9 protein-coding genes are annotated in these 16085 nt (G+C 62.8%); 2 read left to right on the top strand and 7 right to left on the bottom strand.

What is annotated here, in order from left to right:
• Nucleotides 1-11 precede the first annotated feature (11 nt).
• Nucleotides 12-1154, bottom strand: a complete 1143-nt coding sequence (gene pseC, locus LG385_RS04550; protein ID WP_225772748.1) for a UDP-4-amino-4,6-dideoxy-N-acetyl-beta-L-altrosamine transaminase — start codon at nucleotides 1152-1154, stop codon at nucleotides 12-14.
• Nucleotides 1151-2152 carry a UDP-N-acetylglucosamine 4,6-dehydratase (inverting) gene (gene pseB, locus LG385_RS04545; RefSeq protein ID WP_225772745.1) on the bottom strand — a complete coding sequence of 334 codons (1002 nt, stop codon included), beginning with the start codon at nucleotides 2150-2152 and terminating at the stop codon, nucleotides 1151-1153. Before pseB ends, pseC begins: the two co-directional genes overlap by 4 nt.
• 240 nt (nucleotides 2153-2392) lie before the next feature.
• Here pseB and LG385_RS04540 point away from each other — a divergent pair, with 240 nt between their 5' ends.
• Both LG385_RS04540 and tagD read left to right on the top strand, forming a co-directional pair.
• On the top strand, nucleotides 2393-4261 hold the full coding sequence (locus tag LG385_RS04540; protein WP_225772743.1) for a CDP-glycerol glycerophosphotransferase family protein: 1869 nt from the start codon (nucleotides 2393-2395) through the stop codon (nucleotides 4259-4261).
• The gene (tagD, locus tag LG385_RS04535; protein ID WP_181111749.1) at nucleotides 4258-4647 is read left to right on the top strand and encodes a glycerol-3-phosphate cytidylyltransferase; all 390 of its coding nucleotides are present in this window, start codon (nucleotides 4258-4260) and stop codon (nucleotides 4645-4647) included. The genes LG385_RS04540 and tagD overlap by 4 nt, the downstream gene beginning before the upstream one ends.
• Nucleotides 4648-4700: 53 nt before the next feature.
• Here the strand turns inward: tagD and LG385_RS04530 are convergent, their stop codons facing one another.
• From LG385_RS04530 to flgJ, 5 genes are all read right to left on the bottom strand, one after another.
• Nucleotides 4701-7298 (bottom strand): glycosyltransferase, encoded by a 2598-nt coding sequence (locus LG385_RS04530; RefSeq protein WP_225772740.1) that lies wholly within the window; start codon nucleotides 7296-7298, stop codon nucleotides 4701-4703.
• A gap of 51 nt (nucleotides 7299-7349) precedes the next feature.
• Nucleotides 7350-10919: a glycosyltransferase gene (locus tag LG385_RS04525; protein ID WP_225772738.1), complete on the bottom strand. Its 3570-nt coding sequence runs from the start codon at nucleotides 10917-10919 to the stop codon at nucleotides 7350-7352.
• Between the two features lie 204 nt (nucleotides 10920-11123).
• The gene (locus LG385_RS04520) at nucleotides 11124-12692 is read right to left on the bottom strand and encodes a flagellar hook-associated protein 3 (RefSeq protein ID WP_225772736.1); all 1569 of its coding nucleotides are present in this window, start codon (nucleotides 12690-12692) and stop codon (nucleotides 11124-11126) included.
• Nucleotides 12693-12704: 12 nt separating this feature from the next.
• Complete coding sequence (flgK, locus tag LG385_RS04515) at nucleotides 12705-14747, bottom strand: flagellar hook-associated protein FlgK (protein ID WP_225772734.1); 2043 nt, start codon at nucleotides 14745-14747, stop codon at nucleotides 12705-12707.
• A gap of 10 nt (nucleotides 14748-14757) precedes the next feature.
• Nucleotides 14758-16077: a flagellar assembly peptidoglycan hydrolase FlgJ gene (gene flgJ, locus LG385_RS04510; RefSeq protein WP_225772732.1), complete on the bottom strand. Its 1320-nt coding sequence runs from the start codon at nucleotides 16075-16077 to the stop codon at nucleotides 14758-14760.
• Nucleotides 16078-16085 lie beyond the last annotated feature (8 nt).

Below are 16085 nucleotides of genomic sequence, written 5' to 3'. Positions count from 1 at the left end.
CAGCCCTCCCCTTATGCCAGCGCATCGGATAGCGCATTGACGATGTAATGCTGTTCGGCCTCGGTGAGCCCCGGGTACAAGGGCAAGCTCAACGCCTGCGCGTAATAGGCTTCGGCCTCCGGGAAATCGCCGGGGCCAAAACCCATCTGCCGGTAGAACGGCTGCAGGTGCACCGGGATGTAGTGCACGTTCACGCCTACGCCGGCCGCCCGCAACGCGGCGAACACCTCGTCACGGCGCTCGGCGATGCGTACCACATAAAGATGCCAGGCCGATTCAGCGCTTGCCTGCCTCGCTGGAAGCTGCAGGCCCAGCCCGGTCAAGGCCTGATCGTAGGCGTCGGCCAATGCCCGGCGGCGCGCCAGAAAACCATCCAGCCGCGCCAGTTGCGATACCCCAAGCGCCGCCTGAATATCGGTAGCACGGTAGTTGAAGCCCAGCTCCACCTGTTGGTAGTACCACGGCCCGTGGCTGGGCTCACTCATCATTGCCGGGTCACGCGTCATGCCGTGGCTGCGCAGGCGACGCAGGCGCTCGGCCAGCTCCGTGTGGCGAGTCATCACGATGCCGCCTTCGGCGGTGGTGATGATTTTCACCGGATGAAAGCTGAACACCGTCATGTCCGCGAATTCGCCGCTACCCACCGGCTGCCCGCCATACTGGGCACCCACCGCGTGGGAGGCATCTTCAATCAGGGTAAAGCCGTAGCGCTCGGCCAGCCGGGCAATGGCCGCCATGTCGCAGCTTTGCCCGGCAAAGGCCACGGCCACCACCACCTTGGGCAGGCGCCCTTCCCGCTCGGCGATTTCCAGCTTGAGCGCCAGGGCCTCGGCGCTGAGGTTCCAGGTGAGCGGGTCGATGTCGACGAAATCCACCCGGGCGCCGCAATACAGGCCGCAGTTGGCGGAGGCCAGAAACGTGTTCGGGCTGGTCCACAGCCAGTCCCCCGGCCCCAGGCCCGCCGCCAGGCAAGCGATGTGCAGTGCGGCAGTCGCATTGCACACCATCACCCCGTGGTCGGTCGCGCAACGGGTAGCCATGGCCGCTTCGAAGCGTTCGATGGCCGGGCCCTGGGTGAGCCAGTCCGAGCGCAGCACCTGCACCACGGCCTCGATATCGGCCTCGTCCACGCTTTGCCGGCCATAGGGGATCATGCTGGCAACCCTGCGTGCAGCTCGGCAATCTGCGTCACGTCGAGGAACTTGGGGTTGGTATCAGAGCGGTACTCGAAGGCTTCGTCCACCGGTACGCCGCGCTCGCCCAGGCCATCCACGGCCAGGTCCACGTCCACGCTGGTGAAGCGCACCGAGGGCTGGATGGTGAAATGGTCGGCGAACTCCAGGGTCATGCGGGCGTCGTCCTGCGGCACCATCAATTCGTGCAGTTTTTCACCAGGGCGTATGCCGACTATGCGCTGCGGCAAGCCGGGTGCGAGCGCCGAGGCCAGGTCCACGATGCGAATCGAAGGGATCTTCGGCACGAAGATCTCACCGCCGTGCATGCGCGCAAAGCTGTCCAGCACGAACTGCACGCCTTGATCCAACGTGATCCAGAACCGGGTCATACGCGCGTCGGTGATCGGCATGTCCGCCGCGCCTTCGGCCAGCAGCTTGCGGAAAAACGGCACTACCGAACCCCGCGAGCCTGCCACGTTGCCGTAGCGCACTACGGCAAAACGCGTGGCTTGATCGCCGGCGATGTTATTGGCCGCGACGAACAGCTTGTCCGACAGCAGCTTGGTTGCGCCGTAGAGGTTGATAGGGCTGGCGGCCTTGTCGGTCGACAGCGCCACCACCTTGGTCACGTGGTTTTCTATGGCCGCGGCAATCACATTCTCGGCACCGGTGACGTTGGTGCGAATGCATTCGCCGGGGTTGTATTCTGCTGCGGGCACCTGCTTCAGCGCTGCGGCGTGGATCACGTAATCCACCCCGCGCATGGCCGTGCGCAAACGCTCGGCATCGCGTACATCCCCCAGGAAGTAACGCATGCACGGCGCATCGAAGGTTTGCTGCATTTCGTATTGCTTGAGTTCGTCGCGGGAAAACACCACCACCCGGCGCGGCTGATACTGCTCAAGCAAACGGCGAATGAAGTGACGACCAAAGGAGCCGGTGCCGCCGGTGATGAGTAAGGATTTACCGTCGAACATAGCGATGCCTTATTTTCCGGAGCCGTGTAGTGGGCAGACGGTTTTTTGACCGCAGCCTCGTTACGGGAGTTTGGAGCAATATGCAGGCCAAGCGGGCGACGAGTGGCGGGCTCGGCGAATAGGCCGCCCTGCGTATGCCGCTCAAGTGAATGCACGAACTTTTGGCATGCTTCATGAATCACCTGCTTAAGCGTCAAAAATGCTTCGCTTCGCCCGCCCAGTCTTTGCAAAGGTAGATCAATGTACGGCCAGCCGCTTTCAGACGAACTTACCGCACACTGCATGGAAGCGATTCCCGCCGGTGTGACCTCTGTTATTGAAGTTGCCGCTGCCTCTGCCGCTCTGGCGCGTCGAGTGAAACAAGCCAACCCGCAGGTGCGCTATACCTGCGTCACCGCCGATCAGGCGGTGTATACCGAAGCCCAAACAGTGTGCGACAGCGTGGAGCTGACGGACCTCGCCAACCTGAACGGCCTGTTTTTCCTCGAACACAACACTCACCAATGCTGGATATTGGGCGAAGCGTTGAGTCAAGTGGCGGATCCCTGGGCATTGCTCAAGAACATCGCCGAGCATTTGCCTGACAACGGCAGCGTAGTGATGTGCATGCCCAACGCGCAGCATTGGTCCTTGCAGGTGAAACTGGCGGCGGGCGCTTTCAGTTACCAGGACGAGGGTTTGCTGCATCGCTCCCGGCTTCGCTGGTTCACCCGTGAAACACTTCTTGAGCTGCTCGATTCCACCGGTTTCCAGCTGGCCCACGGGCATCCACATGCCCCTGCCAACCCGCTGAGCGATACCTTCCTGCCACTGATCGGGCAGATCGCGAAGGCTGCCGGGCTGAATGTGGACATGGCCATCGCCGATGCCCGACCCACGCATTACATCATTCGTGCCGCCCGCAAGAGCGCTGAAGCAGTTGCCGATAAACCTCGGCCCATGCTTACCACCGAACAGTTCATCGCCCAGGACCGTGGCACCGCACAGGACGGCAAAGTATGGGCATTCCCGGTATGCGCCTTTGACCATTTGCTGACCGGCAATGATCGCGCAGTATTCGAAGCGGTTCGCTACCGGGCGGACATCCGCAAAGTGGTGCTCACCCGCGGCAAGGCCGTGGACCTTCCAGGGGAAAACGTAGACATCATTGCGCTTGCCAGCCGTGAAGGGCAGGAAGCGTTGATCGCCGCCGGTTACATTTTCGTCAAACACTCTGCGGCCGTGAACGCACCCTATCCGTTGGACGCCAATCGACACCGCTTCATCAACCTGTGGCACGGGATTCCGCTCAAGCGCATCGGGATCACTTCGCTGGACAACGCGCCCCACCGTGAGAATTTACTGCGCGAGCACGCGCGGCATCATGCCGTGATCGCTTCGTCGCGCATGGACCAGTTGGCGATGACCGCAGCGTTCCATCCGCTGCCCATGGACAAGATCTGGATCACTGGCCTGCCCCGCAATGACGTTGTGGTGTGTGACGAGCAGCGCTTGCCCGAGGATTTCACCGAACAACTGGTACGGCTCCGCGCCGAGCTGCAGGGTCGCCGGCTGGTAATGTTCGCGCCTACCTTCCGCAACGGCCAGGCGGCGGCCTATTACCGCTTCACGCCTGAACAGCGGGAACAGCTTGTAGCGTGCCTGGAGCGCCACAATGCAGTGATGGGTATTCGCGAGCACATGGCGGACCGAGCACACAGCTACTCCGCAGCGCTCATGGCCGAGGAAGGCCCGTTTACCAGCCTGGGCCGCGAGGCATACGCCGAGATCGAAGTGCTGTACCGGGAAGCCGATGTACTGATTACCGATTATTCCAGCTGCTTCATCGACTTCATGCTCACTGGCCGGCCGGAAATCTGCTTCGCGTTCGATCGCGCCCAGTACGCTGGCCAGGAGCGAGGCATGTTCTACAACCTCGAAGACGTGTTCCCGGGCCCGATCTGTGAAGACTTCCCTACCCTGCTGGCTGCGTTGGAGAGCACCCTGAGCGGTGAGCAGACGGAACACCCGCTGGTATACGCCCACAAGCGAAAGATGTTCTTCGAACACCTGGATGACGGAAATACTCGTCGCCTGGTAGAGCGTTTGCTGGCCGAGGCGCAGCCATGAAAACCGTACTTACCTACGGCACCTTCGATGTGCTGCATGCCGGGCACATTCGGTTGCTCGCGCGTGCCAAAGCCCTGGGGGACCGGCTGATCGTCGGCCTGTCCACCGACGCATTCAATGCGCTCAAACACAAAAGCTCGTTGCTGGATTTCGATAACCGCCGCATCGTGCTCGAAGCCGTTCGCTATGTGGATATGGTGTTCCCCGAAGGCAATTGGGACCAGAAACTGGAGGACGTACAGCGCTACAACGTGGACGTCTTTGTGATGGGCGATGACTGGGAAGGCAAGTTTGACTTCCTCAAGCCCGCCTGCGAGGTGGTGTACCTGCCTCGCACCGAGCACATTTCCTCCACGCTGATCCGTGATGAGCTGAAGCGCCTGTAGAAGGGGGCCGAGCCCAGGAATTCCCGGGCTCTGCCGGAAGGCCGCCCCCCGGTCTACGCTATCAAAGGCCCCCAGGCCGCCAACCAGCGCTCGGCCAGCGGCCCTTCCAGCAGCCCTTCGGCCATGGCCCGCGTGTGCAGGGCCTGGCCAGCCGCTTCGCGCCCCGCGGGATCGCTCACCCAGGCCTCAAGCGCCGCGCTGTAGCCTTCGACACTGTGTTGTACCTTGGCAATGGGCCAGGCTGACGCGTGACTACCGATAACGGCATTGCCGCAGGCGGCATGTTCCAGGGTCCGTTGTTCCGCCGCGGCCAGCGCGCCGAAGCTGGGTGCCAGCGCCACAACCGCCACATGCAAGCCAAGGGCAGCCAACTGCCCGGCGTAGCGTGGCGCCTCGATTGGCTGATGCTCGGTTACCCACGGGCGGAGTTCATGCGGCACTTCGCCAACAACCACCCATTGCACACGCCCCGCAAACCGTTCGAACAGGGCGCAAAGCACCTCCAGGTCAGGGCATTCATCCTGGGCGCATACCAGCCCCACCCTGGGCATGCCAGCGCTCGTCGATGGCAAGGGCAGGTCTCGCCATAGGGTAGGCGGCAGGCACGCTGGCAGAACGTGGATACGAGGGTGGGCACTGGCAACCCGCTCTGCCTGTTCGAGCGTTGCCACCACCACTTTGTCGTAACCGGCCAAGGCCAGGCGCAACGCTTCGGGTTGCAGGTCGTTGTCACGCGCCGCAGACAGGTCGCAGACCCGGCAAGGGGCTATCTGACCGCGAGCAGCGTCCAGGCCCAAATCACTGCCTGCGGTAAATGGCAGTACCACGGAACCTGGCACCAGCCGCAGCCATTCACTTACCTTCAAGGCATAGGGTGCAAGGCCGCCTTCAAGGCGCCCGGCGTAGCGCAACGCTTCCAGCGGCTGCACGATTCTAGGGTCGGAACCGCCTGGCTCGCCGCCGCCGATCACCACCGGCAATCCAGCGAACGCCAACGGCCGCCAAGTGACCTGCGGATCGGAATCGAACTCGAAGCCGTCGCCGCGCAGCGTATAGAGATAGCTGGCGGTAGGGTCGCGCCCCAGCGAGGCACCCCACTGCTCATACATGGCGTACTCGTCGGCAGTGGCCTCGACCAAGGGCTTCCGCGCCGGTTCGGTCAGTGCCAGCCAGGCCTGCGGCGCCCATACGTTCAAGTAGCCTGCCCAATGCAGCTTCAGGCACAGGTCAGCATCTGCCCAGTGTTGCTGGAACCGCGTTTCATCGAACCCGCCCACCTGGCGGAAAATCGTTCGAGACAGCATCAGGCACGCGCCAGCAAGCGCCACCACGTTGCGCTGCACCGGCCAATAATCCATCGGGCCTTCTTCGTGGCTGAGCAAAGCGGTTCGCGCCGGCCCCTCCAGCCCAAGCCGCACGCCAACCTCCTGCAACCGCTCGCCCCTCTGCACGCGCCGCCCACCCACGGCGCCCACTTCGGGCCGCATGGCCTGGTCCAGCAACAGCTCAAGCCAATCCGCCTCTACCACTACACAGGCAGGGTCAAGGAACACAACGTACTCATCGCTCAGCGCCTCTACCGCGCCATTCATCGCAGTGTTCATCGGCAGCGGTGCAGCGCTGCGGATCGCTACCACCCGGCCCTCGCCCTCACCGGCCATGGCGTCCATCCATTCACCCAGGGCCGGCGTGGTGCGGTCGGTTTCCACCAGCACCAGGTGGTAATTGGCATAACCGGTGACCATCAGCACGGCGGCGACACAACGCTTGAGCGTAGCCAGCGGTTCTTGCACCGGTATCAGCACCGCTACAGGGGCGGGGGCATGACCGTAGTGCAACCGGTAATGGCGCGGGGAGCTTTCGCTCACGCGGGCATCGGCGTAACCGCGCCGCTGCAGATGTTGCAGTAGCGCGCGGCGTTCATCCTCACATGGCACGAGCGGCCGCGTTTGCGGTATCACCAGAGGCTCGCTGATATGGCCGAACCCCTGCTGCCCTGCTTCGATCAGCCGCAGGATCAGGTCAAGCTCCAGCGCGGCGGGCACGTCACCGTCAAAACCGTCCATGGCGACCAGTGCATCGCGCTGGAACAACCAGTGCCCCGCCATCGCCACGGGCACGCTCAGGAGCTGATCGAGATTGAAATTGCCCCTTAGCAAGGGCCATAAGCCGCCGCGACCGTCGCTATAGGCTTCGTCACAGAAGATCGCCGGGCATGCCGGTTTGCCCAACAGTTCAAGCAGGGTCACGCTGAGCGCATCGGCGTTGATCACCGTGCCGGCGTCCAGGGTGAAGAACCATTCGAAGTTCAGCTCGGAAACCAGCTGGTTGAGATGCCCGGCACGCTGGGCGTGGCTGCTGCTGATCCAATAAAAGCCCTCTTCGACCTGCCCAGTGCCCACGCTTGGTCGGCTGGACAGCACCACAACCGTGGCGTTGGCCAGCAACGGGGCCTGGCGGTCGATACTGTGCAGCGTTTGCAGCAAACGCTGTTCGTCATTGCCCAGGTCGTTGATCACCAGCAACAAGGCGGGCCCGCCGCCCTGGGCCCGAACATAAGTGTCGATCCGCCCTTGTCGCACATGGCCCAGCTGACGCGCCTGCAACCAGCGCTTGAAATCCATCGGAAGGGCCGTATTCAAGGTTGCCATGGGTGCTCCTGCAGTCGGGAAAATGGGCCTGACGAAGGTTTGCGTAGCGGATCACCCCCGCGTCCATGCCTCCAGCCAGCGGTTCAGCGCCGGGCCGTGCAACATGAAATCGCGATGGATGGCCTCGCGCAGTGCGTCGCCCTGTGCCGCGCTGGCAACCGGGTCGGCCAGGTGTGAACGAATGGCGGCAATCCACTCCTCCGTGGTGTTGCTGCTCACCAGCGTGACCGGCAAGGTGCCGCGATAGCTGCGGGTTTCGGTGCACACCACGGGGAAGCCGCACGCGCCGTATTCCAGCAGGCGCAGGTTGCTCTTGCAGTCGTTGAAGATGTGTTGTTCCAGCGGAGCTACCGCCAGGTCCAGGTCCAGGCTGGCGAGCTTGGCGGGGTATTGTTCCAGCGGGACGGTGCCGTGGTACTCGTGGATGTAGGGGCGCAGCTCATCCGGGCACATGCCGAAGAACACCCAGTGCACGTCATTGGACAGCGCCTTGACCACATCCTTGATCAGCAACAGGTCACCGGTGTGGCTGGTGCCACCGCCCCAGCCCACGCGAGGTTTCTCGCCACCCCGACGCTTGCCGCGCAGGTGTACCCAACGCTCCGGGGGCAGCATGTTGGGCACCACGCGGATGTCACCGATCATGTCGCCCATTACCTCGGCGAGGGTTTGAGTGGACACCACCAGGCGATCGCACAGGCCCACGCTGTGGCGCAGCGATGATTGGATGTCCTTGGCCAGGAACCGTTTGTGCTCGTTAGCGCCGGGCACGTCCAGCAGGTAGTCGTCCAGCTCGAATACCCGGAAGGCCGACGAGAACTGCTTGCAGGATTCGATCCCCTCGGCAGCCTTAGCGCTATAGCGGCCCTGGAAGATCACCGAGTCCGGCCGGATGCGGCCCAATTCGACCAGTGAAGGTACGCCGTGGTACACCAGGCCGGTGGCCAGCCCGGCCTGTTCCACTTCATGGAACGGCTGGATCAAACGGTAGTGCCCTACCGCGCCAGGGTTGATCGGCAGGCACAGCAGGTGCGGGCGAAGCCGCTGCTCGAAAGGTTGCCAGGCGGTGCGCAAGCCTGCGTCCAGGCCGAAGCTGGAACCACTCAAGGTGAGGTTGGGGTTATAAGCGGGGTCGCGCACCAGCCGTGAGATCCATTGACGGTAGGCTTGCCCCAGCGCCAGGTCGTAGCCGGGGCGCAATTGCGGGGTGTTTTCCGGCGCGGAGCGGTAACCCAGCACGGCGTCGGGGGTCCACACCACCAAGGCGCCGGCATCGGCCACGCGCAGGCAGAAGTCCACATCGGCGCAGTGCTCGCCGAACAGGCCGTCACTCATCCCGCCCAGTTCGTCGAACAGGCTGCGGCGGATCATCATGCAATGCTGGCTCACCGCGCTGTAGTTTTGCGGCACCACCAGCCGTTGCAGGTAGCCCCGGGCGGCGGGCGCTTCGCCAAGGAACGGCGAACCGGCGATGCCGCGCATGCCAAGGACCAGCCCGGCGTGTTCGATGCGCCCATCGGCGCCCAACAGCTTGGCGCCGGTAACGCCCACTTCGGGCCGCTGGGCGTTGGCTAGCAGTTCATCGAGCCAGTTTGCGTCGATTATCCGGCAGTCAGCACTGAGCAGCAGCAGGTATTCGCCGGTCGCCTGTTCTGCCAGGCCGTTGTAGCGTTCGCCTTTTACTTGACCGCTGGTTTGCTCGAATACCCGGATACGCTCGCCCCCCAGCTCGGCCAACGCCTGCAGGTAGTCACGGGTAGCGGTAGATTCACCCGCGTCCATGCCAACCAATACTTCGTATTGGCTGTAGGCGGTTTTTTCCAGCAGGCTCTCCAGCGCGGCCTGCAACTGAGCGGGGTTATCCAGGCTCAACACCAGAATGGATACCTGCGGCTTGGCCTCGTGCAGGTAACCCACCCGCAGAAAGCCACCCACTTGCGGTGCACGCCATTCGAACGCCTGCCCGAGCCGGGCAAGATGGCCCGCCAGGAGGAAATTATGCCCGTTGGCCACGCTGTCTTCGGCAAGCCAGCTGGCATAAGGCTGCCCGGCATGCAGCAGCACGTCCGGAATGTGATGAATGGCGCCCAGCCCATACTGTTCGGCCATGCGCACCACCAGATCGGCCGCCGCGGCTTCGCCCGCGCCGCCATCCAGGCCGCCGGCATCGGCAAAGCCCTGCCGCGAGAACGCCACGGCCCGGCCCACATAAGGGTAGGCGCGCATGAGGTCGAGGTTGAACGCTGGCTTGAACACCGGTTCCGGTGCCGATTCGCTACGGTCCTCGTCGCTGTAGATGGCCCGTACACCGTCATGCGTGGCTACGCGCTCGGCCAGCTGCAACAGGGCGTTGGGGCTGAGGGTGTCGCCGGCTTCGAGCAGGTAGAACCAGTCAAAGCCTTCCACTTGCACCAGCAAGTCATTGAGCTGCGCCGCCCAGTCTGCCTGCAGCGGCGCGTAAAGATGGCTGCCTTGTTGTTCCAAGTCCTGATGAGCGCTGGAAAGGATCAGGTAGCCACAGGGGCCGTAGCTTTGTGCCGCGAGGCTGTCGAGGGTCGCTTGCACGCCGGAGGCACCGTTGCGCGCAATGATCACCGGCATGATTTGCGGCTGAACCGGCCAGCCCGCCACCCGCTCTTCCAGCAAGACCTTGCCTGCCGGGGAAAAATCGCGGGTCGCCAGCCACTCCTGGTACATCTCGGAGAAGCTTTTTGCCGTGCTGCCTACCCGGTCGGCCAAGGTCAGCGACTGGATATGCAACAGCCGGGTCATTGGCAGTTCGGTGTATTCGCGAGACGCCTCGGGCACTGCCGGCAGGGTGAGGTTATGCACCCGCACTGAGCCTGGCCACGGAGCACGCTCGCCACTCAGTTGCGCGATCAGCCGAACCACGATGGCCTTTTCAAGATCCAGCCGCCCTTCCCTGTCCACCCCGGCATACCGGCTGGGCTCGAGACGTTCGGCGCACAGGGGCTGGGCAATAGCCGCCAGATGGCCATGGCGCAGGATACTGATGTACAGCGCAAGGTCGAAATTGACCGTCAGCTCGCTGCCAGGGTCGGCCAACGCAGGTACCACACGCTTGAGGTAGTCGCGCCGCAATAGCGTGGTGCTCAGGCTGCCGATGAAGTTGAGCGGCCAGGCTTCGAAGAACGACAACACATCGCCGCCTTGGAGCAATGCATCTTCGGCGAACAAGGAGAAGTTTTCGACCCGCGGCGGCAGCAGCACGCCCTCCTGATCGGCAAACCAGCGCTGGGCGGAGCACATGCCGGCGTCGGAATAGGCATCCAGAATCTGCGCCTGGCGGGACACCAGGGTGGGCAGCATCCAGTCATCCCCATGCAGGAACTTGATGTACTGCCCTTTCGCCTGGTTCAGCGCCCAAGCGACGTCGGCGGGATAGACAAGGGGCCTGTTATGCGTATGCAGGCGCAGGGGCACCGTCGTCTGGCTGCGAGCCTGTTCCACCAGCCGAGCGACTTCCGGATCTTCCGAGCTGTCACTGACGATCACTTCCAGGTTGGGGTAGTTTTGCCCCAGCGCACTGTGAAGGGCGCGATAGAAATGGGTGGTGTCCTGTACCAGAACGGCGATGGTAACAAGCGGTGTCGATTTCATTCAGAAACTCGCCCTATGGCCGCTTTAGCCTGCGCGCGGCCAGAAAAATGACGGCAACGGTGCCAGTGATCAGATGTTGCAAAAGCAGTGCCGGGAAACCGTCCATAAACAAAAAAGCCGCCAGCAGTGCCCTGTGAAGCATAGGCAATGCTGGCGGCTTTGAAGTTTGCCGGTTTTGATTCCCAGGCTTCGCCTGGTTCGCAGTTACAACCGGTCGAACAGGCTCAGCTGGGAGATCTTGGCGAAGGACAACTGCGCCGCTTGCAGCATGGTTTGCTGCAAGGTGAGCTGGGTGGTCGCTTCTGCAAGGTCCGTGTCGCCAATCTGCGATTGCGTAGTGGCGTTCGCGGTTTGCAGGCTTTCGATCTGCGAGCTCTGGATATCCAGCGCGTTCTCACGGGCACCGATCGAACCCCGGGTCACGTCGATCCGGTTGGTTGCCGACTGCAAGTTACCCACGGCCGATTCCAACGAGTTGCGCAAAGCAAGCTGGGCGGCGGAGTCGTTCACCGTAGGCGTTTCAAGGGCAACCTGCAGCTGATTCAGCGTGTCCAGCACGTTCTGCGTGCTGTGGGTGTTGGCGCTCACGCTGAACTGATCACTTGTCGCCGGGGTGCCGCTTATGTTGAAAGTCACACCTGCGGTGGTCAGCGAGCCGCTGCCATCGTAGGTACCGCTGGACACAGGCTTGCTGGTGTCAGTGAGCGGCTGTGCGTACACCTGATAATCCGTGCCGCTGGAAAACTTGATAATCGCTCCATTGGTGGGGAACCCCGCTGTGTAGGCAGCCGAATCTGTCACGGCGCCAGCGGTCATCTGGGCGGTGGAGGTGTTGCTCGCCAGTCGGTTGGCGGTGATGGTGTCCGGCGTGGTCTGTAGCTGGAAGGTCCGGCCTGCCAATACGGTGTCGGCGTTATCGCCCTTGGCCACGTTCGTGTTCACGTTGAAGGTCACGCCATACAGGCTGATGGTGTCGCCACCTTCTTTGTCGTAGTCATAGGCGCCCAGCTTGGCGGTCTGCGCGGTCACGTCGTTACCGCTCGCGTCGGTCACCTTGTACTGGCTGCTGCTTGTAAAGCTCAGCGTATACGGTTGCCCGGCCGCGAACTCCTTGTTGTAGCTGTTGAGCGACGTCATCTGGCCGTTGGACACCGACAGCTTGCCATCCGCGGTCGCCGGGGCGGTTTGCGTGGTCTGGGTGCGGCTGGTGTTGGTGGCCAGGTCGAAGATGCTGAAGCCGGTGTCGTTGGTGGCAACCGAGAGGTTGTCCGACACCTGCAGGCTCAGCTGGGTTTCGTCGCCCTGATAGGTATACGTGCCATCGCTGTTGAGTGCGTACGGCTGCGTCGTGGTCTTGGAGCCGGAGAACATGTACTGGCCGTTGGCGTCCTTGGTGTTGAGCAGGCCGTAGATGGTTTCCTTGATCTGCGCCACTTCGCTGGCCAGCGACTTGCGGTCGTCGTCGGTCAGCACGCCGTTGCCGCCCTGGATCGCCAGTTCCTGCGCACGCTGCAAAGCCGTGGTGATGTTGGCCAGCACGCTTTCCTCGGAGGAAAGTGCGTTGGTGGCGCTGGTGATGTTGCCGCTGTACTGGTCCAGCACCGAGCTTTGCTGGCGCAGCTGCAACAGCTTGGACGCGCCAACGGGATCGTCCGAGGCGGTCTGGATGCGCTGGCCGGAACTGATCTGGTTCTGCGTCTTGGCAGTGTCCGAGAAGTTCTTGGTGTAGGTACTGCTGCTGCTGGCGAAATACTGGCCGGTAGAAATACGCATGTCGTCCGCTCCTTACAAGGCGTTGAGCAGGGTAGAGAAAACTTCCTGCGCAGCTTTGATAATCTGCGAGGACGCCGTGTAGTACTGCTGAAACTTGACCAGGTCAGCCGCTTCTTCGTCCAGGTTCACACCCGCGACGGAATCCCGGCTGGTGGTGGCAGACGTCAATACGGCCGCGGTGGCGGTCGCATCGCTGCTGGCCTGAGCGGCCTTGGCACCAACGTCTTCCACCAGCTTGGCGTAGGCGCCGGTCATGCTCACGCCGCCGCCTGATGCAGAACCGACCGTCTTGGCGTTCTGCAGGTTGACCACGGACGTCGCGTTGCGGTTATCCGAGGTGCCGTTGCTGTTGAAGGCCACGGTATAGCTGTCGCTGGCCGCCGGCGAACCGCTGACGTTCATCTGGAACGTGGCGGTCATGGCATTGCCGTCGGCATCAACCATGGCGTTGCCGCTGTCGTCCAGCATGGGGACCGACACATTGAGCGTGTTGGTCTGGTTCGGCACGATGGTGCCGGAACCGATGCTGGCGCCGCTTGAGTTGTAAACGGTGTAGCCCTGGCTGCCATTGCTGGCCGAGCCGAACACCAACTTGACCGGCAAGCCGTTCTCGATGCCGCTTTGCGCCTTGGCCAGCGCTGCGGAGTCATACACGTCCAGCTGGGTGGTAAGCGTCGGCTGCGTCACGCTGCCGGTACCGCTGTTGCCCGAGCTGCTGGTGGCCGAGAGCGGGCCGGCAAAGGCCAGCTTCGACACGTCGGTCATGGTGGTCTTGATCTGGCCGGCGCCATTACGGGTAGGCGTGACCGTAAAGGTGTCGCCTGCACTCAGGGCACTGCCTTTGAGCGCCAGGGTAAAGCCGTCGATGCTCGGCGCCGGGTCTTCATCCAGGGTATGGCTGCCCATGGAGGTGCCGTCCGAACGCGTAACCGTGTAGGTATTGGCGTCGGAGAACTTCACCGCGTAGTTGTAGGACGTGAGCGCGCTGCTGTCGGTGATGGTCACGTCCAGGTTGCCGGAGCCGGCGCTGTTCTTGGACCCACCCACGCTGCGGCTGCCTACTGCGGCGTCCGTGTTGATGCTGCTGAACAGGCTGCTGCCGAAGTCGCCGTTCGCGTCCAGGCCCTGGCCCAGCTGAGTGTTGACCGAATCGCTGACCACCATGGCCAGGCGGCCAAGTTCGTTCTGCGCCGGCTGCAGCACATCGCTGCGGTAGCGCAGCAGGCCGCCGATCTGGCCACCGCTGACCACAGAGGTCACGTCAGTGCTGTAGCTGGCGTAATTCACGGTGAGCGAGTACGAAGACGGGTCGGTGGCGCCCGGCTGTGCGGTAAGGGTATTGGACGAGGTGCCCGATACCAGCGCCTGGCCGGTCCCCAGGTACACATCGTACTGGCCGTCGCGTTGCTGTACGGTTACGCCCACAAGCTCGTTGAGCTGGCGCACGGCTTCGTCGCGCGAGTCGAGCAGGCTGTTCGGCGTGCCGGTACCCGACATCGAGACGATCTGCTGGTTGAGCGAGGCGATGGATTTGCTCAGCGAGTTGACCTGCTCGGAGAGCGAGGTGAGCTGGCTGTTCACGTCGGCATTGGACGACGAGATCTGCGTGGAAATCGTATTGAAGCGGTTGCTCAGCGTGGACGCAGCCGTCACCAGCAGCTGGCGCGAAGCGGTGTCGCTGGGGGACGCCGCCGCGGTTTGCAGCGAGGTGAAGAAGTCTGACAGCACCGAGGTGATACCGGTGCTTTTGTCCGAGAGCAAGGAGTCGAGCGTAGCCGCGTTGGTGGACAGCGTCTTGGCTTCCGAGTCCAGGGCGGTACTGCTCGCTACCTGGTTCTGCAGGTAGGAGCTGTAGATCCGACGCACTTCGGCCAGGGTTGTACCGGTGCCCACGTAACCAGCACCGCCAATGCTTTGCAGCGCGCCCGCGCTGTTCACAGTGGACTGGCGCGAGTAACCCGCCGTGGCCACGTTGGAGATGTTGTTACTGGTCGTGGTCAGCGCGGCCTGGCTGGAAGACAGCCCCGACAGACCGATGTTGATCAGATTCGCCATGGTTCAAACCTTATAAAGTCGTGGACGAGCCGCTAGACGCGTAGTTCTCGTAGCTCTCGAGCTGCCTGGCAATGGAAGCGATCTTGCTCGCGTAGCGCGGGTCGGTCGCGTAACCAGCCTTCTGCAACTCTTTTACAAACTGTTCCGGGTTATCGGCAGACTTCACAACATCTTGATAGCGATCGTTGTTCTGCAGCAGGTTTATCAGGTCGTGGAAGCTGTCGGCGAAGGAGTCATAGCTGCGGAACTGCGCCGTTTCCTTGACCACCTGGCCACCTTCGTATTCAGCGGTCACGGCGCGCGTGGTGTCGCCTTTCCAGCTGGAGCCGGCCTTGATGTTGAACAGGTTATGGCTGCTGCCGCCATCGCTCTGACGCAGCACCGATTTACCCCAACCGGTTTCCAGCGCGGCCTGCGCTACCAGTACTTTGGGGTCTACGCCGATGCGCGCTGCGGCTTCTTCAGCCATGGGCAGCATGGTCGCGATGAACTCTTCGTGGTTGGCGAATGCCGCCTTGCCCGGTGCCAATGGAACCTGTGCCAGGGTGCGGGTGCCGGTGGCATCGCTGCTGGCCTTGGGCGCGGTGGCATAGGCGTTGGTCCAGTCGCCGTAGGCGCCGGTGGCGTCCTGGGCAGGCGCTTGCCCACCAGCTGCTGCATTGCTGGCCACGGCTGCGGCAACGCTGCTCGGCGCGGTGGCCGGCACGTTGATGCGGTTGGCGACCTGCGGGTGCAGCAGGTTGGCGTGCGGCGCCTGGCCACGCACCAGCGTGTTGGCCTGGGTAGCCTGGGTTTCGCCCGGCACGATACCGGCCAACAGGCGATCCACCGATTTGCTGGGCAAGGCCAGGCGGCGCTGGTTGAGCATGGCCATGTCGTTGCGTGCCGATGCCGATGCCGACTTCGCTTCGGCAGTACCGTTGCGCACGGTACCCAGGGCATGCTGGTTGCTGTCCGGGCGAGCGAACGGGTTGCCGCCAGTGTGGGAAGCATCCTTGGTCTTGGACAATTGACGCATGAGCACGTCCTGCAGGCCGATGCCGTTGCCGGTGTGGGACAGGCTGACCGACAGCTGCTGGTCGTACATATCCTGGTACTGCTTCACCGCCTCGGTGTTCATCGGGTTGTCCTTGGCCAGCACATCGTTGGCCGAACGCATGGACTTGAGCATCTGGCCGACGAAGACCGATTCGAACTCTTGCGCAACCTTGCGCAGGTTGGCTTCGCTGTCGCGATCGCCCACCTTGAGCGAGTTCAAGCGGTTAAGGTCGGTGTAGGCACCCGAATCGGTACCCGAAGAATTCACACCGGCGCCAGAAGACATGTCCATGCTGCATC

The organism is Pseudomonas sp. Marseille-Q5115, from assembly GCF_916618905.1.
Classification (GTDB): domain Bacteria; phylum Pseudomonadota; class Gammaproteobacteria; order Pseudomonadales; family Pseudomonadaceae; genus Aquipseudomonas; species Aquipseudomonas japonica_A.
This window is presented reverse-complemented; position numbering and strand designations above follow the sequence as displayed.